Source organism: Rhodococcus sp. IEGM 27 (genome assembly GCF_033142305.1).
Classification (GTDB): Bacteria; Actinomycetota; Actinomycetes; order Mycobacteriales; family Mycobacteriaceae; genus Rhodococcus_F; species Rhodococcus_F oxybenzonivorans.
Genome location: NZ_JAWLSG010000005.1, coordinates 208,921 through 229,384 on the forward strand (window position 1 = coordinate 208,921; position 20,464 = coordinate 229,384).

Annotated in this window: 21 protein-coding genes; 18 read left to right on the forward strand and 3 right to left on the reverse strand. The window is 66.7% G+C overall.

Going from position 1 to position 20,464, the window contains the following annotated elements; translation table 11 throughout:
• Positions 1–12 precede the first annotated feature (12 nt).
• From nadD to R4P95_RS18980, 9 genes are all read left to right on the forward strand, one after another.
• Complete coding sequence (gene nadD, locus R4P95_RS18940) at positions 13–708, forward strand: nicotinate-nucleotide adenylyltransferase (protein ID WP_109328945.1); 696 nt, start codon at positions 13–15, stop codon at positions 706–708.
• A gap of 28 nt (positions 709–736) precedes the next feature.
• Positions 737–1,162, forward strand: a complete 426-nt coding sequence (gene rsfS / locus R4P95_RS18945; RefSeq protein ID WP_213572555.1) for a ribosome silencing factor — start codon at positions 737–739, stop codon at positions 1,160–1,162.
• Complete coding sequence (locus R4P95_RS18950; protein ID WP_109328949.1) at positions 1,159–1,818, forward strand: histidine phosphatase family protein; 660 nt, start codon at positions 1,159–1,161, stop codon at positions 1,816–1,818. Before rsfS ends, R4P95_RS18950 begins: the two co-directional genes overlap by 4 nt.
• Positions 1,805–2,602, forward strand: coding sequence for a diglucosylglycerate octanoyltransferase (gene octT / locus R4P95_RS18955; protein ID WP_213572554.1), 798 nt, complete (start codon positions 1,805–1,807; stop codon positions 2,600–2,602). The genes R4P95_RS18950 and octT overlap by 14 nt, the downstream gene beginning before the upstream one ends.
• A 4-nt stretch (positions 2,603–2,606) precedes the next feature.
• On the forward strand, positions 2,607–3,473 hold the full coding sequence (locus R4P95_RS18960) for a DegV family protein (protein WP_317746283.1): 867 nt from the start codon (positions 2,607–2,609) through the stop codon (positions 3,471–3,473).
• A 67-nt stretch (positions 3,474–3,540) separates the two neighbouring features.
• On the forward strand, positions 3,541–4,413 hold the full coding sequence (locus tag R4P95_RS18965) for a ComEA family DNA-binding protein (protein WP_317746282.1): 873 nt from the start codon (positions 3,541–3,543) through the stop codon (positions 4,411–4,413).
• Positions 4,410–5,981, forward strand: a complete 1,572-nt coding sequence (locus tag R4P95_RS18970; protein WP_317746281.1) for a ComEC/Rec2 family competence protein — start codon at positions 4,410–4,412, stop codon at positions 5,979–5,981. Before R4P95_RS18965 ends, R4P95_RS18970 begins: the two co-directional genes overlap by 4 nt.
• A gap of 55 nt (positions 5,982–6,036) precedes the next feature.
• Positions 6,037–6,996: a TIGR03557 family F420-dependent LLM class oxidoreductase gene (locus R4P95_RS18975; RefSeq protein ID WP_317746280.1), complete on the forward strand. Its 960-nt coding sequence runs from the start codon at positions 6,037–6,039 to the stop codon at positions 6,994–6,996.
• A 122-nt stretch (positions 6,997–7,118) separates the two neighbouring features.
• Positions 7,119–7,289 carry a hypothetical protein gene (locus tag R4P95_RS18980; protein WP_204164911.1) on the forward strand — a complete coding sequence of 57 codons (171 nt, stop codon included), beginning with the start codon at positions 7,119–7,121 and terminating at the stop codon, positions 7,287–7,289.
• Positions 7,290–7,312: 23 nt separating this feature from the next.
• Here R4P95_RS18980 and R4P95_RS18985 read toward each other — a convergent pair whose 3' ends face one another.
• Positions 7,313–8,041 (reverse strand): GAF and ANTAR domain-containing protein, encoded by a 729-nt coding sequence (locus tag R4P95_RS18985; RefSeq protein WP_213572549.1) that lies wholly within the window; start codon positions 8,039–8,041, stop codon positions 7,313–7,315.
• A 129-nt stretch (positions 8,042–8,170) separates the two neighbouring features.
• Between R4P95_RS18985 and R4P95_RS18990 the strand changes: the two genes are divergently transcribed.
• From R4P95_RS18990 to holA, 3 genes are all read left to right on the forward strand, one after another.
• A complete protein-coding gene (locus R4P95_RS18990; RefSeq protein WP_317746279.1) occupies positions 8,171–9,721 on the forward strand; it encodes a carboxylesterase/lipase family protein in 1,551 nt (516 codons plus the stop codon).
• Positions 9,722–9,767: 46 nt separating this feature from the next.
• A complete protein-coding gene (locus tag R4P95_RS18995; protein ID WP_317746278.1) occupies positions 9,768–10,877 on the forward strand; it encodes a glutamate--cysteine ligase in 1,110 nt (369 codons plus the stop codon).
• A gap of 67 nt (positions 10,878–10,944) precedes the next feature.
• Positions 10,945–11,922: a DNA polymerase III subunit delta gene (holA, locus tag R4P95_RS19000; RefSeq protein WP_213572546.1), complete on the forward strand. Its 978-nt coding sequence runs from the start codon at positions 10,945–10,947 to the stop codon at positions 11,920–11,922.
• Positions 11,923–11,991: 69 nt separating this feature from the next.
• On the opposite strand, the gene rpsT is transcribed toward holA, so the two are convergent.
• A complete protein-coding gene (rpsT, locus tag R4P95_RS19005; protein WP_213572545.1) occupies positions 11,992–12,252 on the reverse strand; it encodes a 30S ribosomal protein S20 in 261 nt (86 codons plus the stop codon).
• Between the two features lie 305 nt (positions 12,253–12,557).
• Here rpsT and R4P95_RS19010 point away from each other — a divergent pair, with 305 nt between their 5' ends.
• The 4 genes from R4P95_RS19010 to R4P95_RS19025 all read left to right on the forward strand — a co-directional run bounded on the left by R4P95_RS19010 (position 12,558) and on the right by R4P95_RS19025 (position 16,840).
• The gene (locus R4P95_RS19010; RefSeq protein WP_317746277.1) at positions 12,558–14,195 is read left to right on the forward strand and encodes a circularly permuted type 2 ATP-grasp protein; all 1,638 of its coding nucleotides are present in this window, start codon (positions 12,558–12,560) and stop codon (positions 14,193–14,195) included.
• Entirely contained in the window at positions 14,195–15,166 is a 972-nt protein-coding gene (locus tag R4P95_RS19015) for an alpha-E domain-containing protein (RefSeq protein ID WP_159921439.1), read from the forward strand. Before R4P95_RS19010 ends, R4P95_RS19015 begins: the two co-directional genes overlap by 1 nt.
• Before the next feature lie 8 nt (positions 15,167–15,174).
• The gene (locus R4P95_RS19020; RefSeq protein WP_213578105.1) at positions 15,175–16,005 is read left to right on the forward strand and encodes a transglutaminase domain-containing protein; all 831 of its coding nucleotides are present in this window, start codon (positions 15,175–15,177) and stop codon (positions 16,003–16,005) included.
• Positions 16,006–16,066: 61 nt separating this feature from the next.
• Positions 16,067–16,840 carry an aquaporin gene (locus tag R4P95_RS19025; protein ID WP_109328969.1) on the forward strand — a complete coding sequence of 258 codons (774 nt, stop codon included), beginning with the start codon at positions 16,067–16,069 and terminating at the stop codon, positions 16,838–16,840.
• Positions 16,841–16,910: 70 nt separating this feature from the next.
• On the opposite strand, the gene R4P95_RS19030 is transcribed toward R4P95_RS19025, so the two are convergent.
• Positions 16,911–17,474, reverse strand: coding sequence for a type II toxin-antitoxin system PemK/MazF family toxin (locus R4P95_RS19030; RefSeq protein ID WP_317746275.1), 564 nt, complete (start codon positions 17,472–17,474; stop codon positions 16,911–16,913).
• 65 nt (positions 17,475–17,539) lie between these two features.
• On the opposite strand from R4P95_RS19030, the gene lepA reads away from it, so the two are divergent.
• Both lepA and R4P95_RS19040 read left to right on the forward strand, forming a co-directional pair.
• A complete protein-coding gene (lepA, locus tag R4P95_RS19035) occupies positions 17,540–19,432 on the forward strand; it encodes a translation elongation factor 4 (protein ID WP_109328974.1) in 1,893 nt (630 codons plus the stop codon).
• Positions 19,433–19,490: 58 nt separating this feature from the next.
• Positions 19,491–20,429, forward strand: a complete 939-nt coding sequence (locus R4P95_RS19040; RefSeq protein WP_213572542.1) for an NAD(P)H-dependent flavin oxidoreductase — start codon at positions 19,491–19,493, stop codon at positions 20,427–20,429.
• Positions 20,430–20,464 lie beyond the last annotated feature (35 nt).

Sequence of the window (20,464 nt, forward strand, 5' to 3'; positions counted from 1 at the left end):
AGCTCGGCACTCGTGGAACAGGGAACAACGGGCGCACGTCGGCGCCGTCTCGGGGTCATGGGCGGCACCTTCGACCCCATTCACCACGGTCACCTGGTGGCCGCCAGTGAAGTCGCCGACCGGTTCGGCCTCGACGAGGTGATCTTCGTACCCACCGGCAGGCCCTGGCAGAAGCAGGGGAAAGTGGTCAGCCCCGCGGAAGACCGGTACTTGATGACGGTCATCGCCACTGCGTCGAACCCACGGTTCTCGGTGAGCCGGGTGGACGTCGACCGCCGGAAGGTCACCTACACCGTCGACACTCTGCGCGATCTCCGCAGCTTCCATCCCGACGCCGAGCTGTACTTCATTACCGGTGCCGATGCCCTGGCGAGTATTCTGTCGTGGCAGGACTGGGAGGAACTGTTCTCACTGGCGAAATTTGTGGGAGTGTCGCGCCCGGGATTCGATCTCAATACCGAACATCTGGCCGCTCATCTCGACGCGCTGCCGGAGGACGCGGTCACGTTGATCGAGATACCGGCGCTGGCGATCTCCTCGACGGAATGTCGGCGGCGCGCCAGCCGGCACCGGCCTGTGTGGTACTTGGTGCCGGACGGCGTGGTCCAGTACATCTCGAAGCGGAACCTGTATCGGCCGCCGGACGCCGAGCGCCTGGACGGTGCGACGACGATGTCCGAACCGGCCCCCGGCAAGACCAAGAGCTAGCACTTTTCAACGAACTGGAGAACATCGAGTGAGCGCAACGACCGAAGCCATCGCGATGGCACGCATCGCGGCAGTGGCGGCCGACGAGAAGCTGGCCTCCGATGTGGTGGTGCTCGATGTTTCCGAGCAGCTGGTCATCACCGACTGCTTCGTCATCGCGTCGGCGCCCAACGAGCGCCAGGTGAACGCGATTGTCGAGAACATCGAGGAACGTCTGCGTGAGGCCGGTCACAAGCCGGTGCGCCGTGAAGGCACCCGGGAGGGTCGGTGGGCGTTGCTGGACTTCGTGGACGTCGTCATCCATGTGCAGCACAACGAGGAACGTAACTTCTATGCACTCGACCGGCTCTGGAAGGACTGCCCCACCGTCCCGGTCGACGGGATCGGCGTGCACGCCCCCGCGACCAACGGTGCCGATCCCGGCTCCGCGAACAGTGAGGAATCCGAGCAGTGACGGACGCTCCGCGCGCCCCGCGACGGCTCATTCTGCTGAGGCACGGCCAAACCGAGTACAACGCCGGAAACCGCATGCAGGGTCAGCTCGACACCGACCTGTCCGAACTCGGCCGGAGGCAGGCCCGCGCCGCTGCCGCCGTCCTCGTCGGTCGCTCACCGATCTCTATCGTGTCCTCGGACCTGCGGCGTGCGTACGACACGGCGGTGGAGATCGGCGACAACGCCGGACTGCCGGTACAGATCGACGAGCGCCTGCGGGAAACCCATCTCGGTGAGTGGCAGGGGCTGACTCACCTCGACGTCGACGCGCGGGCACCGGGTGCGCGCGCGGCCTGGCGTAGCGACGCGACGTGGGCACCGCCCGGCGGAGAGAGCCGTGTCGATGTCGCGCGCCGCAGCACCCCGGTGGTGGCCGAGCTTCTCGAGAAGTACGAGGATTGGGCCGAACAGCCCGTCGTCCTCGTCGCCCACGGCGGATTGATTGCTGCACTTACCGCGGCGCTTCTCGATCTTCCTGTCAGTCATTGGCCGGTGCTCGGTGGTCTCGGTAACACCAGCTGGGTTCAGCTCAGTGCGCACGGAAACTCCGACTCGCCGAGCTGGCGCCTGGACGTCTGGAACGCATCCGCGAGCGTGGCAAGTGACGTCCTCTGACATGGAGGCCGGTTCCGGAGAGCGGCCGGTCCTTCTCGTGCTCGCCGATTCGCTGTCCTACTACGGACCCAAGGGCGGCTTGCCGTCCAATCATCCCGAAATCTGGCCCAACATCGTTGCGCGCGAGCTGAACTGGGACGTGGAGCTTGTTGCGCGGATCGGTTGGACCAGTCGTGACGTCTGGTGGGCACTGACCCAGGACCCCCGCGTGTGGTCGGCCGTCCCCCGGGCGGGCGCTGTGGTGTTCGCGGTCGGGGGAATGGATTCGCTCCCGTCCCCGCTGCCCACCGCACTGCGGGAGCAGCTCCGCTACATTCGCCCGCCCGCGCTGCGCCGGGTTGTGCGTACGGCCTACCAATGGTTGCAGCCGCGGCTGTCTCCGCTCGGATGGCCGGTCGCGTTGCCCCCGAAGTTGAGCGTCGAGTACCTCGAAAGCTCCCGGGCGGCGCTCGAATACATGCGACCGGAACTGCCCGTCGTCGGCACTCTCCCGTCCGTCCACCGCAGTGAGGCCTACGGCAAGGTGCACTCGGGCCGGCCGGGTGCTGTCGCGGCCATCACGGCGTGGGCGGAGGACAAGAACGTTCCGCTCGTCGACCTCGCGGAGGCCGTGCGAGCCGACATCTTCGGTGGCCGAGGCAATCCGGACGGAATCCACTGGGGCTGGGACGGTCACACCCAGGTAGCGGCGGCCATGCTGACCGCCCTTCGTGCCACCGGAGCGGCACCGACGCTGGGCGAAGACATCACTGCCGCGGACGCGGTGTCGAGCGGGGCCGAGTAGTCCCATGCCCGTTGTCGTTGTCACCGATTCGTCGGCCTCGCTTGTCCCCGAGGTCGTCGAGGAGCAAGCAATCCAGGTCGTGCCCCTTCATGTTCTCAGCGGCGACGAGGACTTTCGCGAGGGAATCGACGTCATTCCGGAGGACCTCGCCGGCGTCACCACCGCGGGTGCCTCCCCCGGCGAGCTGTCCGAGGCCTACGCGGCGGCGTGGGAAGCGAGCGAGGGCGCCGGCGTGGTCGCCGTGCACATTTCCCGCCAGTTGTCGGGAACCTGGGAGGCCGGACGGCAGGCGGCACAGGAGTTCGACGGTCGCGTGCGCATCGTCGATTCCCAGTCTGCTGGAATGGGTTTGGGATACCCGGTGCTGGAAGCAGCACGGTTGGCGAAGAGCGGTGCCGACCTCGAGACGGTGTACCGGCGGGCTGTCGACGTAGCGGGTCGCAGCCGTTGCCTGATTGTCGTGGACCGGCTCGATCAGTTGCGCCGCGGGGGGCGGATCGGCGCGGCGGCCGCGTTGCTCGGCACCGCGCTGGCGATGAAACCGGTGCTGCATCTCGTGGATGGACGACTCGTCCTGAAGGAGAAAACCCGGACCTCCACCAAGGCGATGGCGAAGATGATCGATTCCGCCGTCGAGCTGGCAGGGGTGGACAGAACCTCGGTGGCTGTGCATCACATGCATGCACCCGACCGGGCCGAGGCGGTGGCGCAGCGGCTGAAAGAACGGATTCCGCAGGTCAGCGACCTCGTCGTCACTGATTTCAGTTCGGTGATCGGGGCCCACGTGGGGGCAGGCGCTATCGGCGTCGTTCTCTGCCCAGAGCCCGCCGAGGGTTATGCAGACGCCGATTCATCCACAACCTCGAGCTGATCCACAGGCCAGTTTTTCTTGCCCACAACCTCGCTGATCGGCCGCCGCGACGTTCTACCTTCTCTGCATGGGCAACAGGGAAGAGCGTTCGCGAGGACGGAGCCGTCTGGCGTTCATCACGTCGGGGGAGGACGCGCATCTTCCTCCGGGTGCGGTGGCCCCGTCCGGCCCCTCCACACCGGGATGGTTGGCGCACGCCGAGGACGCCGAACCCGAAGACGCGCCGTCGTGGTCTGCGCAAGGGCGATGGTCCCGCGCCCTTCCCGAACGCTGGTGGGGTGCGCGCGTCGACCCCGGCCGCGCAGGCGCAGCCGTCCTCGTCATAGTGGGGCTGATTCTGGCGACAGTCGCCGTGATCAGTGTTCGCAGCGGTCAGCCGGAGGCGCAGGCCGTGCCCTCCCTTCCCCTTGCGCACGTCCGTTCGGAGGCCACCCCCGCCGCGGAACCGGCCGAGGCGGCTCGGCCGCAGCTTCCGCCGCCGGTGGACGAAATCGTGGTGAGTGTGGTCGGTCTGGTGAGCACGCCCGGGCTCGTGCGGCTGCTGCCTGGCTCTCGGGTTGCCGACGCACTCGCCGCCGCGGGAGGGGTGCGCACCGGAGGCGACACCCTCGCTCTCAATCTGGCGCAACGGCTTTCGGATGGTGACCAAATCGTGGTCGGGGTGGCCGCGCCCGCAGCGGCGCCCAGTGCGGTGGGCGGCGTCTCCACTCCGGGAGCTGCACCGGCGGACGGGAAGGCAACGACGGGCGGGCTCGTCGATCTGAACACGGCCACGGAGACCGAGCTCGATGCCTTGCCCGGGGTCGGCCCGGTGACTGCGGCAGCCATCATCGCGTGGCGCACCACCAATGGGAAGTTCACGGACGTGGCCCAACTCGGCGAGGTGGACGGGATCGGGCCGGTGCGCCTCGAGAAGCTACGGTCCCAGGTCACCGTGTGAGGTCCGAGCGGGAGTCGCACCGGCTCGACGTCCGCCTTGTTCCCTTCGCGGCGGCCTGCTGGGCAACGACCGGAGGCGGGATCCTGTGGGGTGCGCGAACCGCGTGGTGGGTGGTGGGTGGCGCGTTTCTCGTTGCTGTTGCGCTGGTCGCGGCGAGTGTCCGGTCGGGTGACTCCCGGTGGACGGCGCATCGGACGACGGCACTGGCGCTTCTTGTGTTCGGATGCGTGTGCAGCACGGCCGTCGCCGTGCGGGTACAGGCCGCCGAGACGCACCCGATGGTGAACCTGGCGTCGAACGGCGCGTGGGTGACGTTGGTGATCGAAATCGCCGACGACCCACAGAAACTCGCAAGTTTCGGTCGACGGGTCCGCGTTGACGCGCACTTGCGCGAGATACGCAAAGCCACCGAGACTGTTCACGCGAGTGGGTCGATCATCGTTCTCGCCCCGTCCGATGGGTGGTCCGGTCTGCTGCCGGGACAGGAGGTGGTCCTGCGAGGGCAGGTGAGCCCGCCGATGCACCGCGACCTGACTCTGGCCACGGTGCGGGTGTCCGGACCACCCTCGGAAGTGGGGCCGGCACCTCCTCACCAGCGATGGGCGGGCGCCCTGCGCGCCCGGTTCACGGCCGTGGCCGCCGTTCTGCCGCCCGACGAGGCAGGACTGCTGCCTGGGCTGGTGGTGGGGGATACGTCGTCGCTGTCGGCCGAAGTGAAGGACGATTTCACGACAACCGGACTGACACACCTGACCGCGGTGTCCGGCGCGAACGTCAGCATCCTCCTGGGGGCGGTGTTGCTCCTGGTCCGGGCGCTCGGACTCGGCCCGCGGGCCGGCGCCGTTCTGGCGGCCGGCGCGCTGGTCGCTTTCGTCGTGGTGGCGAGGCCGTCGCCCAGCGTGCTGCGTGCCGCGGCGATGGGCTCGGTTGCGTTGCTCGCTCTCGTGAGCGGTCGGCGGAAGCAGGCGGTACCGGCTCTCGCCGCGGGTGTCATCGTGTTGCTGATGTTCTTTCCGGCGCTGGCTGTGGACTTCGGTTTTCTCCTGTCCGTCACGGCCACCGCGGCGTTGATTGTCGTCGCGCCGGTCTGGGTGGACCTTCTTGTCGGGCGGCGATGGCCGCGCGCGGCAGCGGAAATGGTGGCCGTCGCAGTGGCTGCTTTCGCGGTGACCGCGCCCATCGTCGCCGCAATGACGGGGACCGTCAGCGCGGTGTCGGTGGGGGCCAATCTCTTGGTCGCGCCTGTCATCGGAATCGTCACGGTGCTCGGCGCCGTCACCGCCCTCGTGTCAGCGGTCTCGGTGCCGGTCGCGGAAGTGACGGTACGCCTGACGCAGTGGCCACTCTGGTGGCTCGTCACCGTGGCCGACCACGGGTCGCGGATCCCCGGGGCGTCGATACCGGTCCCGTCGGGGCCGGTAGGCGCAGTGTCCGTCCTCGCCTGCACAGTCTTGATCGGGGTGGCGCTGCGCGTCCGACGATTCCGCCTGCTGCTGTTCGGGGCCGCGGTCGGTCTCGCGCTGCTCTGGGCACCGGTGTGGCCGTCCTCTCTCGCCGGCGCTGTGTGAGTACGCCGCCGTGCGGGCAACCTGCTCGGAACTCGACGACACAGGAGGATTCCTCATGCAGGTCGGTTTCAAGCTCATGGCCGAAACGTTCGATCCACGGGAAATCGTGCGCCAAGCGGTGGAGGCCGAGCGTGCGGGTTTCGACTTCGTCGAGGTGAGCGATCATTACCATCCTTGGCTCTACAGCCACGGCCACTCGGGATTCGTGTGGTCGATGCTCGCCGCGGCCGCCGCCCGAACCAGCAACATCGGCTTGGCAACGGGTGTCACCTGCCCGTTCGTCCGCTACCACCCCGCAATCATCGCGCAGGCTGCCGCCACCACCGCAGTGCTGAGCGAAGGGCGTTTCACACTCGGTCTGGGCTCGGGAGAGCGTCTCAACGAACATGTGGTGGGCGGTGGGTGGCCGTCGGTGCGGGTGCGGCACGAGATGCTGCGCGAATCGCTCGACATCATTCGACTGCTGTGGTCGGGTGGCTACCACTCCTACGAGGGCAAGCACCTGACGTTGGACGACGCCCGCGTGTACGACCTGCCCGAGGTGCCGCCCACGATTGCCGTCGCGGCAGGGGGCGCGGAAGCCGCGCGCCTCGCCGCGGAACTGGGGGACGGGTTGTTCGCCACCGAACCCGACGCCGAGCTGGTGCGGGCGTACTCCGACGCCGGCGGATCGGGGCCCAAGTACGGTGAAGTGCCGCTCGCGTGGGCGCCGGACGTGGAGTCGGCAGTGAACTCGGCGCACGACAAGTTCCGTTTCGGTATGACGGGATGGAAGGTGCAGGCGGAGCTGCCGAACCCGATCAACTTCGAGGCGGCCACGGCGACGGTACGTCCGGAGGATGTCCGGGAAGGAATGGCGTGTGGTCCTGACGTGCAGCGTCATCTGGAGGTGGCGGGTAAATTCGTCGACGCCGGGTTCGATCGTCTGGTGCTGATCAACGCGGGTCCCGACGTCGATGGATTCTTCGAATTCTTCTCGAACGAACTGAGCGAACCGTTACGGGCACTTCGGTAGGCCGCACCGATCGCGGATTCGATGCGCGATGTGTGTATGCCGCGCGGCAACTGCGACTACCATCCGGTGACAAATACTGCGGCGAATGGTCCTGAAGTGCATCCGCATTGGAGGTGAGAGGTATGTCGGAAGCTGAGCAGGCAGATCTCGATGTGGACGATGTCCTCGACGCGGGTCAGGTTCGCCGGGCGCAGCGCGTCGTCGCCGCATCATCGCTGGACGCCGACGATTGCCGGTTGCTGCTGTCCATGCTGGGCATTGCCGGGAACCCGGAGGCCGCCGAGCTGGAGTGAAGTCGGGGCTGAACTGGTGCCGATCAGCTCAGGTTCTTGTGGTGGTGAACGATGATTTCCTCAGCCAGCGCCGAGATCTTGACGTTCATTTCCTGAGATGTCGCCTGCAGGATCGCCAGCGCCTGGTCTTCGGTGATGTTGTGAAACGCCATCATCAAGCCCAATGCCTTCCCTATCTCCCGATTGCTGGTCAACCCCGCCCGTAACGTCTCCGCTTCGAGGTGCTCATGCGCCGCGGTGAGGGCTACAGCGGCGAACGATGCGAGCATGATCCCCTGTTCGACGGATGCTGCGGTCAACGCGCCGGGCGTATCGGCGAAGAGGTTGAGGGCGCCGACCTTGCGACGCCGGACGACGAGGCGGAACCCGGCTGCACCGCGAACCGGGGTCTCGGCGAGCACCCGGCGCACCAACCGCGGCCACTCGTGTGCGGCGGTGAGGTCCGGTACCAATTGCGGTGTCTCCTCGAGGATGGCATCGACGCACGGACCTTCGTTTTCGCTCCGCTCCAATTCGTCCACCCGGGCGGCGACGGTGTCATTGGCCGCGGCGGTGACGAATCGACCCTTCTCGTGAAGCATCAGGCTGGCGTGGGAACAGCCGTCGACGAGAATGGGGGCGACATCGCAGACTGCTTGCTGGACATCCCGAAAGTCCGCGCCGGCGTACACCAGTTCGGCCAATCCGGCCAACGATGCCGACGCTTTGTCGACAGGCTGTGAGCGAGTCGCTTCCTGCTCGTCGTCCCGCATCGGGTCCTCCACATCCGGGCAAGCCCAGTGTTGACGCCCAGTCTGCCAGATAGGGGTCGGGCCGGGCCCCGGCCGGAAGAAATTGCTGGAACCGACTCGCGAATCCTTGTCGGCGGCGAAGATGGCGGCATGGTGTCGTCCACCGATAGTCCACTCGTGTCCATCGCTCAGGGAACCGCGCGAGGCGTGCGCCTCGCCGGCGCACTGGTGTGGAGGGGGATACCCTATGCGGCTCCGCCGATCGGCGCCCTGCGCTTGCGCGCCCCACGGGCCGCCGAGTCGTGGGAGGGCGTGCGCGACTGCTCGGCGTTCGGGCCGATAGCACCGCAGAACGAGCACGGGCCGCTGCCCATCGACCCCGGCCTCACGCTCGACGAGGATTGCCTGTCACTGAACGTCTGGGCCCCCGAACGTCCGCAGAATCGACCATGCCCCGTCATGGTGTGGATTCATGGTGGTGCCTACTACCTCGGGTCCTCGGCGCAGCGGATGTTCGATGCCTGCCATCTGGTGGAGCGCGGCGACGTCGTGGTGGTCACGATCAATTATCGACTGGGTGCTCTCGGTTTCCTGGACTTCTCGTCGTTCTCGACGGCAGAGCAGCCTTTCGATACGAACCTCGGTCTCCACGATCAGATCGAGGCGCTGAAGTGGGTGCGAGCGAACATCGCCGCGTTCGGTGGCGACCCGGCCGATGTCACACTGTTCGGCGAGTCCGCGGGGGGCGGCGCGGTGACCACGCTGATGACGTCGCCCGCCGCCGAGGGACTCTTCCACCGGGCGATCGCCGAAAGTTCGCCCGCAACCTCGGTCTACGGCAGCGAGCGCGCGGCGTCCATTGCGGAGGCGTTCCTCGAACTGGTCGGCCTGGCTCCCGCCGAGGTGGGACGTCTCCGCGATCTTCCCGTCGACGTGTTGACTGCGGCCTGCGTGGAACTCGTGCAGCAGGTGCCTGCACGCGTCCCCGGCACGCTGGCGGTTGCGCCGACCGTGGACGGTGACGTGGTACCGCACTACCCGGTGGCCGCGTTCCGTCACGGCCTCGCGCACAAGGTGCCGCTGATGATCGGGACCAACAAGGACGAGGCGTCGATGTTCCGGCTGATGAAGTCTCCGCTCATGCCCATCACCCCGGACGCCGTCCACCAGATGTTCGTGGCGATCGCTGCGGACCACCCCGACCTGCCGGTGGACGAGGAGCAGCAGGTGGAGGCGGCATACCTCGATTACCCGAAGAGGCGGTCCGCAATGGAGATCTCGCGGGACGCTGCTTTCCGGATGCCCACTTTGTGGATCGCCGAGGCCCACAGTCGCGTCGCACCCACGTGGTTGTATCGGTTCGACTACGCCACGCCTTTTCTCCGGGCGGCGCGAATCGGTGCGACCCACGGGACGGAAGTGCCCTATGTGTTCGGGAACTTCGGTGTCGTCCCCCGGGACCCCACCTTCAAGCTCGGTGGCCGCCGGACCGCCGCTCACGTATCCGATCGGATTCAGCGGCGGTGGCTGTCCTTCGCGTCGGCGGGCAACCCGGACGGCGGGGAAACCGAAACGCCCTGGCCACGGTACGACGAGACGGACCGCGCCACGCTGTTGATCGGCAAGGCGGATGCGGTGGTGGCGGACCCCGATCGGGATCTTCGCCGTGCGTGGGGTGAAGAGGTGATCGGCTTCACGTGAGCGGGTGCTCCGGTTTCGTATCGACCGATCGGGGGATACCTCTCGGATGGGCGCTGCAGCAAGGGAATCGGTTCGAAACCTCACCGTCGGCGTCGAGGAGGAGTTTTTCCTGGTCGACTCCTCGGGGCATCTCTCCGACGCGGGACCCGATGTGGTGGCGGAAGCCGGTGAGGAAATCCAGGGACTGCAGCGCGAACTGTCCCGGCCCCAGATCGAAACCGCGACCGGTGTGTGCTCCACCGGTGAAGAGGTGCACGAGCAATTGCGCACTCTGCGCAGCAGTCTGGTGAAGGTTGCCGCGGACCGCGATCTCCTGCTCCTGCCCAGTGGCACCCCGCTGATGGTCGAGGAAGGTCCCGCTGCGATCACGCCGACACCGCGCTACCAGAAGATGGCTCGTCGTTTCGGGCCGATCGTCGATTCGGTCACCACGTGCGGCTGCCATGTTCACGTGGGGATACCGAACCGTCAGATCGGTGTACAGGTGAGCAACTACATCCGAGGATGGCTGCCCGTCGTCCTGGCGCTGGCCGCGAACTCGCCCTTCCACAGCGGGCAGGACACCGGCTACCACAGTTGGCGTCACATCCTGTGGTCGCGCTGGCCGTCCGCAGGCCCGCCGCCGCGTTTCGACTCCGCCGAGGAGTACGAGGACACCGTGACCGCGATGATTGCCAGCGGCGCTGCTCTCGACCGCGGCATGATCTATTGGCACGTTCGACTGTCCGACGCGCAGCCGACCATCGAGATTCGGATCGCGGACGTGGCCATGACCGCAGCGCACGCGTCCGTGTATGCCGTTGCGGTGAAGGGGCTGGTCGCGCGGGCGTTGCGGTATATCGACGACGGGGTGTCCGTCGACTCACCGAGGATCGAACTCTTACGTGCGGAGCAGTGGCGGGCAGCCCGAGAAGGGCTCGACGGGGAATGCACGAGTCCGGTTTCGACCCGGCCTCTGGCGATCCGGCGGCAACTCGAGTTGATGCACGACACGGTGAGTGACGTCCTCGGCGCGGAGGATCTGGGCTTCCTCGAAGCCGGACTCGACTTGATGCTCCGTGACGGAACGGGCGCAGAGCAGCAACGCGCCGAGTTCGAACGGCGCGGCTCACTGGCCGACGTGCTGGCATTCCTGACGCGAGAGGTGACCAGTTGAGGGCGCGTCCGTCCGGTAGGCGCCGGGGGTCACCGTTCGTGTCCGCCGCCCGTGGCACGATTGTCGCGTGAGCACCCCAACCCAGCTCGAACAACTTCATCTGGTCCTCGGTGACGAGGAATTCCTCGTCGAACGCGCCGTGTCGACCGTGATCGCCCAGGTCCGGGCCACTGCGGCCGTCGCGCCGGGTGCTGAACTGCCCGTCAACCGGCTGCGGGCCGGTGATGCCGGTGCTGCAGAACTGGCCGAGCTGCTGAGTCCGTCCCTGTTCGCGGAAGACCGGGTGGTGGTGCTCGAGTCCGCCGCGGAGGCGGGTAAGGATGCGGTCGCGCTCATTCTCGACGCCGCAGCAGACCCGCCGCCCGGTGTCGTGCTCGTGGTTCTGCACTCCGGCGGTGGGCGTGCGAAGGCGATGACCGGCTCACTCGAGAAACTCGGCGCGGTCACTCACCCGTGCGCCAAGTTGAAATCCGGTGACATCATCGGCTTCATCCGCGGCGAGTTCCGCACGCTCGGCGTCCGGGTGTCACCGGAAGTGGTGCAGACCGTGTTCGAGGGTGTGGGCTCGAATCTGCGGGAACTTGCGGCCGCCTGCTCACAGCTCACCGCCGACACCGGCGGAAAGATCGACGTGGCTGCCGTTCAGCGGTACTACTCGGGCAAGGCCGAGGTGACCGGGTTCGATGTCGCGGACAAGGCTGTGGCCGGGGACACGGCGGGTGCCAGGGAAGCGCTGCGATGGGCCATGCTGCGTGGGGTACCGCACGTGCTGCTCGCGGACGCGCTCGCCGACGCGGTGCACTCGATTGCGCGCGTGGCGCCCGCAGGCAGGGGGGATCCGTTTCGGATGGCGTCCGAGCTGGGCATGCCGCCCTGGAAGATCAAGAAGGTGCAGGCTATCGCCAAAGGGTGGACTCCCGCGTCCGTCGGTGAAGCGTTGCGTATCGTCGCCGCCCTCAACGCAGACGTGAAAGGTGCCGCTGCGGACGCGGACTATGCCGTCGAGAGCGCGGTCGGACGCGTATCGCTGCTACGGCAGCTCTGATCGGCGCACGACAACAGCCGCTCGATCCGAGGACCGAGCGGCTGTTGGAGAGCTACGACGAAGGTGTCGTCAGATCTTGTTGAGAGCCTGCGCGAGAGCAGACTTCTTGTTGGCAGCCTGGTTGGAGTGAATGACGCCCTTGCTGGCCGCCTTGTCGAGCTTGCGGCTGGTGGCGACGAGGAGCTCGTTGGCCTTGTCCTTGTCACCGGCCGCCGCAGCCTCGCGGAACGAGCGGATGGCCGTGCGCAGCGAGGACTTCACCGACTGGTTACGGAGTCGGGCCGCCTCGTTGGTACGGATCCGCTTCACCTGGGACTTGATGTTGGCCACGCGTAAAATCCTGTCGTCTTAAGCTGGATACGGTCTAGAAAGCTGTGGGCGCACACTTATGCACCGACAGGCGAGATTACCAGTGATCGGGGTTCGATCTCAAACCGGACCCCGGACGCGCCGGGGACAGGGCGGCTGTGCTGCTGAACGGGTGTACATGTAGCAGCATGTCTGGGATGACGCCCCCAGCATCGAAGTCGTCAACAGTAACGAAGTCACAGGGAAGCACGAAGGCGCCGGCTCCCGTCTCGGGCGACAGCAGACAGAAGGGCGTGAAAGCGTCGGCAGCTCAGTCGCGAGCCTCTGTGACGACCCGATCACGCAAGCCGGCGCGGCCCGCGCACGTGTTCGACGGCTACGTCGACGTGGGAGGGTACGGGCTGGCGTTCGACGAGATGTTCGACCGTGACGGCAGTGTCCGGCCCCCCTACAAGGGTGTCTTCAAGGCCCTCGAGCCGGCCGACAGCGCCGATCTCGCCGCCCGCTCCGAGGCGCTGGGCAGGGCCTTCATCGACCAGGGCGTGACATTCTCCCTCTCCGGTCAGGAACGGCCGTTTCCGCTCGATCTCGTCCCCCGGGTGATCGCCGCCGCGGAGTGGACGCGCCTCGAGAAGGGGATCAAGCAGCGCGTGAAAGCGCTGGAGATGTTCCTCCACGACGTCTACGGGGAGCAGCGCATCCTGCGCGATCACGTCCTCCCGAAACGCTTGGTCACCTCGTGTGAGCACTTCCACCGGGAGGCGTCGGGCATCGTTCCACCCAACGGTGTGCGCATTCACGTGGCCGGTATCGACCTCGTTCGCGACGAGAACGGGGTGTTCCGCGTACTCGAGGACAACCTGCGGTCGCCCTCGGGAGTGTCCTACGTGATGGAGAATCGCCGCACCATGGCGCGCGTCTTCCCCGACCTCTTCATGTCCCACCGCGTGCGTTCGGTCGGCGACTACTCCACGCATCTGCTGCGCGCGCTGCGGGCGTCCGCTGCGCTCAACGAGGCCGATCCCACCGTGGTGGTGCTCACTCCCGGTGTCGGGAACTCTGCCTATTTCGAGCATTCACTGCTCGCGCGTCAGATGGGGGTGGAACTCGTCGAGGGCCGCGACCTCTTCTGCCGCGACAACATGGTCTACATGCGCACCACCGAGGGTGAGCGCCAGGTGGACGTGATCTACCGCCGCATCGACGACGACTACCTCGACCCGATGCATTTCCGGCCGGATTCGGTATTGGGCGTAGCCGGTGTTCTCAATGCCGCGCGGGCCGGAAACGTCGTCATCTCGAGTGCCGTCGGAAACGGTGTCGCCGACGACAAGCTGGTCTACACCTATGTGCCGCAGATCATCGACTACTACCTCGGTGAGAAACCGCTGCTCTCGAACGTCGACACGTTCCGGTGCTGGCTCGACGACGAGTGCGAGCAGGTGCTCGACCGCGTGGACGAACTGGTCATCAAACCGGTGGAAGGTTCGGGTGGATACGGCATCGTCTTCGGTCCCGACGCCTCACCCAAGGAACTGAACACGATCACCCGGAAAATCAGGGCAGACCCGCGCGGATGGATCGCCCAGCCGCTGGTCCAGTTGTCCACGGTGCCGACCAAGATCGGTGACGAGCTCGTGCCCCGGCACGTCGACCTTCGCCCGTTCGCGGTGAACGACGGCGAGGACGTGTGGGTGCTGCCGGGGGGACTGACCCGGGTTGCCCTGCCCGAGGGTTCTCTCGTGGTCAATTCCAGTCAGGGCGGTGGCAGCAAGGACACTTGGGTGCTCGCCAGCCGAACCTCGGATGAGGAACAGGAACTCGCGGGCGAGGAACTCGTCACCGAACCTGCGCAGACCGCAGAAGCCGAGCAGGGCCCCGAACTCAGTACGTCACAACAGCAGCAGCAGCAGCAACAGCAACAGCAACAGCAACAGCAACAGAAGTGTGGAGGTGAGGGCTGATGCTGGCGAGAAACGCGGAATCGCTGTATTGGATCGGCCGGTACGTCGAGCGTGCCGACGACATGGCGAGGATTCTCGACGTCGCGGTGCATCAACTGCTCGACGATGCGTCGGTGAATCCGGACCGAACGTCCCGGCTGCTCCTGCGGGTTCTCGGGATCCCTGCTCCGAGTACGGAACTCGATGTTCGCTCGGTCACCGAACTCGTCGCCTTCAGTCGTAATCAGGTCGGCTCCATCATCGACTCGCTCGCCAGCGCACGCGAGAACGCCCGAGGCGCCCGCGAGGTCACGTCGAGTGAGATGTGGGAGTGCCTCAACGCCACGTACAACGGTCTCGCGGAACGCGAACGCGCAGCCAAACGGCTTGGGCCGCACGAGTTCTTCCGCTACGTCGAGGAGCGCGCGGCGATGTTCGCCGGTCTCGCCGACTCGACGATGAGTCGTGACGACGGTTACCGATTCCTGCTGCTCGGCCGCTCGATCGAACGTGTCGACATGCTGGCGCGAATGCTGCTGTCCCGCGCGGGCGACCGACCGTCGTCGCCGGCGTGGGTGACGGTTCTGCGTTCGGCGGGCGCTCACGACACGTACCTGCGCACCTACCGCGGCGCGCTCGACGCCAACCGCGTCGTCGAGTTCATCCTCCTCGACCGCTTGTTCCCGCGGTCGGTGTTCCATGCCATCCGGCAGGCGGAACAATGTCTCGCGGAACTCGACCATCAACCCGACAGCCGGGTGGGACCGCGCGCCGAGGCACAGCGTCTGCTGGGACGGGCGCGGAGCGAACTCGAGTTCCTGCCCCCCGGCGTTCTCCTCGAGGACCTCCAGGACCGGTTGGTGGGTTTGCAGGACACCTGCCGTGAGCTCGGAGAAGCGATCGCACTGCAGTATTTTCACGCCGCGCCGTGGGTGGCGTGGACCGATGCACGGGCCGTCGGCGCAGAAGCCGTCGTGGAGGGAGAGTTGTGAGCTGGCGAATGAGGGTGGTGCACACCACCGGTTATGCCTATGACGCGCCGGTGACGTCTTCATACAACGAGGCGCGGCTCACTCCCCGCGGCGACAGTCGGCAGACGGTGATTCTCAACCGAGTGGAGACCACCCCGGCCACCCGTTCGTATCGCTACACCGACTACTGGGGTACCGCGGTCACCGCCTTCGATCTGCATGCGCCGCATCGGGAACTCGAGGTCACAGGGCTGTCGGTCGTGGAGACGGAACCGTTCTCGCCTCCCGAGGAGTCGGTGGATTGGGACGAACTGGCTGGGCCGGCGGTGACGGACCGGTTCAACGAGCAGCTCAGTAACACCCAGTACGCGCCCCGCAACCGGAAGCTCGACGCGATCGCTCGCGATCTCCGGAAGGGGTGCACGCCCGAGGAAGCCGTTGTAGCCGCAGCGGACTGGGTGCACGCGGAAATGGCGTACGTTCCCGGGACCACGGGCGTGCACACGTCGGCAGTCGAGGCCTGGGCCGAACGGGAAGGCGTATGCCAGGATTACGCCCACCTGACGCTCGTCCTGTTACGAAGCATGGGGATTCCCAGCCGGTACGTGTCGGGATATCTGCACCCGAAAGCGGATGCGGCACTGGACGACACGATCGCGGGGGAGAGCCACGCCTGGGTGGAGGCATGGACCGGCGCGTGGTGGGGATACGACCCCACCAACGCTGTGGCCGTCAACGAGCAGCACGTGTCGGTGGGTGTCGGGCGTGATTACGCCGACGTCCCGCCGCTCAAGGGAATCTTCTCGGGAGGGCAGGCAACAGACCTCGAAGTCGTCGTGGAGATCACACGCCTGGCGTAAAGTCCGGCGCAGAACTGTGGAAAGCAAGGACTAACGATCCATTCCGACGAAGGTGGGTTCAATGTCTCCAACCGCACAGGAATACGTAGAGGTCGAGCCGATCTCGGATATCAAGAAATACTCGGCGGAGGCAATCGGCACTTTCGTGCTGGTTTTCTCGGCAGTGGGCACGGCGGTGTTCGCCGGAGCCAAGGTCGGCAATCTCGGTGTGGCCCTGGCTTTCGGACTGACGCTCCTCTTCCTCGTCTACGCCATCGGTCCCATTTCCGGGTGTCACGTCAATCCGGCCGTCACCATCGGACATCTGGCCCTCGGCCGAGTGTCGGTGGTCCGGGCCGGCCTGTACATCGTGGCCCAGGTAATCGGCGGCCTCCTCGCAGGACTCGTCATCTACGCAATTGCGCAGAGTCTGCCGTCGTACGACCGCAAGGCCGACGGGCTCGGGGCCAACGGCTGGGGTGAGCACAGCCCCTCGGCGATCAAAGGCCCGCTCGGCGGCATTCTGGAGAACGGATACGGCATCGGTGCTGCGATGATCGTCGAGGTCCTTCTCACCGCTTTGCTCGTGTTCGTCGTCCTGGCCTCGACCGACCAGATCTCGGATGTACCGCTGGCCGGTGTGTCCATCGGCTTCACCCTCGCGGTGATCCACCTGGTGTCCATTCCGATCGACAACACGTCGGTGAACCCCGCCCGCAGTCTCGCCGTGGCCCCGTATCAGGTCGGCGCGCTGTCGCAGGTGTGGTTGTTCCTGGTTTTCCCGTTGATCGGCGGTGCGGTGGGCGCCCTGGCCTACCGCTCGCTGTTCGGCAGGTACGACCGCCTCCAGAGCTGACGAAAGCCGGCTCCCTCGGCGAATGCCGGGCACGCACCCCGCGGTGCGTGCCCGGCAGTACTGTTCGATCTCACTGCCAGCTGAAATCGGCTCTCAGCCGCCTTGCCACGAGCTCGAACGTCGTCCGCTCCATGACGGCGCCCTCGCGCCGGATCCCTTCCTCGGGCACGTCGAGCACCCGGTCGAGGCGGACCCAGCTCGGGCGACCCTCGGAGTCCCAGGAACCCGAGCCGACCGCCACCCAGTCGCGGTCACCGTCGTGCTTGCTCTGCGAAGACAACATGAGGCCCAGGAGTGTCGCTCCGTCCCGCCCGACGACCAGTACCGGCCGATCCTTGCCCTGTGCCGGATCTTCCTCGTACGCCACCCAGGTCCACACGATCTCGCCCGGGTCCGCGCGCCCGTCCAGATCGGGGGAGTACTGCACCTTGCGGGCACGGTGGGCCGTCGGCGCGGAGTTCGCGGTAACCGGGCGGCCAGGGCTCGGCTTCGGCGTGGTGGTGGCCGAACCGGTCAGCACGCCGGCTGCGCGGTCGAGTGCGCCGGACTTCTGCAGCTGCTGCAGCAACTGGGGGCCCTTGTCTCGCGCCAGTTTGGCCAGTGTCTTCCCGATGCTGCTCCACGTGCTCGCCATGGCCGTCGAGCTTAGTGCGTGTATGCCGCAGCAGCCGGAGTCCGGTGGCTTGGATATCCTGACAGGTGACAGTGGCCCGGAACCGGGCCGGTGCCGGTCCAGGTAAGGGGTCCCCCATCAGCAGCTTCGCCGACAAGACGTTCACGGATCCCGCACAGATCCGGAATTTCTGCATCATCGCGCACATCGATCACGGCAAGTCGACGCTGGCCGACCGCATGCTTCAGCTCACCGGCGTGGTCGAAGAACGGCAGATGCGGGCCCAGTACCTCGACCGCATGGACATCGAGCGGGAACGCGGCATCACGATCAAGGCGCAGAACGTCCGGTTGCCGTGGAAGGTAGGTGACGAGGAATTCGTCATGCACCTCATCGACACGCCCGGGCACGTCGACTTCACGTACGAGGTCTCGCGCGCCCTCGAGGCGTGCGAAGGCGCGGTGCTGCTGGTCGACGCCGCTCAGGGCATCGAGGCGCAGACACTGGCCAACCTGTATCTGGCGATGGAGAAGGACCTCACCATCATCCCGGTGCTCAACAAGATCGATCTGCCTGCCGCCGATCCAGACCGCTACGCCGAGGAAATCGCGCACATCACCGGCTGCGAGCCGGGCGACGTGCTGCGCGTGTCCGGCAAGACCGGTGTGGGCGTCAAGGAACTTCTCGACGAGGTCGTGAAGCAGATCCCGGCGCCGGTCGGCGACGCCGACGGACCGGCGCGCGCGATGATCTTCGACTCCGTGTACGACGCCTACCGCGGTGTCGTCACCTACGTCCGCGTGGTCGACGGGCGGATCTCCCCGCGCGAGAAGATCACCATGATGTCGACCGGCACCACCCATGATCTCATCGAGGTCGGCATCATCTCGCCGGAGCCGAAGGCCAGCATCGGACTGGGTGTCGGCGAGGTGGGCTACCTCATCACCGGTGTGAAGGACGTGCGGCAGTCGCGCGTCGGCGACACCGTCACCGCAGCCCGTGGCGGCGCCACGGAACCGCTCGTCGGCTACCGCGACCCCAAGCCGATGGTCTATTCGGGTCTGTATCCCCTCGACGGCTCCGACTACCCGGTGCTGCGCGACGCCCTCGACAAGCTGCGCCTCAACGATGCCGCGCTGGCCTACGAGCCGGAGACGTCGGTGGCGCTCGGATTCGGTTTCCGGTGCGGGTTCCTCGGACTGCTGCACATGGAGATCACCCGCGACCGCCTCGAGCGCGAGTTCGGCCTCGAACTCATCTCCACGTCACCCAACGTGGTGTACCGCGTGGTGATGGAGGACGGCGCCGAGCACGTCGTCACCAACCCGTCCTACTGGCCGGAGGGCAAAATCCGCGAGGTGTACGAGCCGATGGTGAAGTGCACCGTCATCGCGCCCAGCGAATTCATCGGGGCGATCATGGAGCTGTGCCAGAACCGGCGCGGTGAACTCGGCGGCATGGACTATCTGTCGGAGACCCGGGTCGAGTTGCGCTACGAAATGCCCATGGGCGAGATCATGTTCGACTTCTTCGACGCTTTGAAGTCGCGCACCAAGGGGTATGCGAGCCTCGACTACGAAGAGTCCGGTGAACAGCAAGCGGATCTGGTGAAGGTCGACATCCTGCTCCAGGGCGAGGCCGTCGACGCGTTCTCGTCGATCGTGCACCGGTCGGCCGCCGGCGCCTACGGCGGCCGGATGACGTCCAAGCTGCGCGAGCTCATTCCGCGCCAGCAGTTCGAGGTGCCCATCCAGGCGGCCATCGGCGCGAAGATCATCTCCCGTGAGAACATCCGCGCGATCCGCAAGGACGTGCTTGCCAAGTGCTACGGCGGCGACATCAGCCGTAAACGCAAGCTGCTCGAAAAGCAGAAGGAGGGCAAGAAGCGCATGAAGACCATTGGGCGAGTGGAAGTTCCCCAAGAGGCTTTCGTCGCCGCGTTGTCCTCCGAAGCGGTCGGCGACAAGCCGAAGAAGTAACGCAGCCCCGCCCGGAGGCGTTCCCTCCGGGGTGTCCGAACGAAAGTAGGTACGCGGCGTGGCAATCGAAACCTGGCTGACCCGGACTCTCGGAATCGAGGTGCCGATCTTCGGAGCCCCGATGGGCGGGCGGGCCGGCGGCACTCTCGTCGGCGAGGTGTCGAAGGCGGGCGGGCTCGGCCTACTCGGGGCAGCCCGCTATGCCACCCCGGAGTGGATCGCGGACGAGGTGGCGATCGCGCGCGGTATCGGCGGGGACGCCTTCGGGATCGGCCTGATGACCTGGGCGCTCGACGACGATGACGCGCTGCTCGACGCCGCTCTGGCTCAGAACCCGCGGGTGGTCTCGCTCTCGTTCGGTGATCCCGCACCATATGTGGATCGGGTCCACGACATCGGTGCGCTCGTGGTGTCGCAGGTCAACACCGTCGAAGACCTTCGCGTGGTGGAAGCTGCCGGCGTGGACGTCGTCATCGCCCAGGGCGGTGAAGCCGGCGGTCACACCGGCCGAATCGGGACGCTGCCCCTGCTGCAGGAGATCCTCGAGGCCACGTCGTTGCCCGTGCTCGCCGCAGGAGGAATCGCGACCGGCCGTGGCCTTGCCGCGGTTATCGCCGCCGGTGCCGAGGGCGCGATGATCGGGACCGTCCTGCTCGCGAGCCCGGAGACCATCGGCCCGGAGTACGCGCGGAGCAAACTGATCGCCGCGGGCAGCGCCGACACCGTCTACACCTCGGTGTTCGACCAGGCCCGCAGCCAGCCGTGGCCTTCGCGGTGGGGTGGCCGGGCGCTTCGCAACGACTTCACCGGCAAGTGGCACGACGTCGGCGCCGCAGAGAGCGAACTCGCCACGGCGTACGACCCCGCGAATCCCGACCTCGGGGTCGTGTACGCGGGCGAAGCGGCCGGGTTGGTCACTTCCGAGCAGCCGGCGGGAGCGGTGGTCCGCCGGATCGCCGCCGACGCGGAGCGACTGCTGACGCGTTTCGCGAAGTGACGGCAACGAAGGCGTAGCGCCGAGTCCTCCGGTAT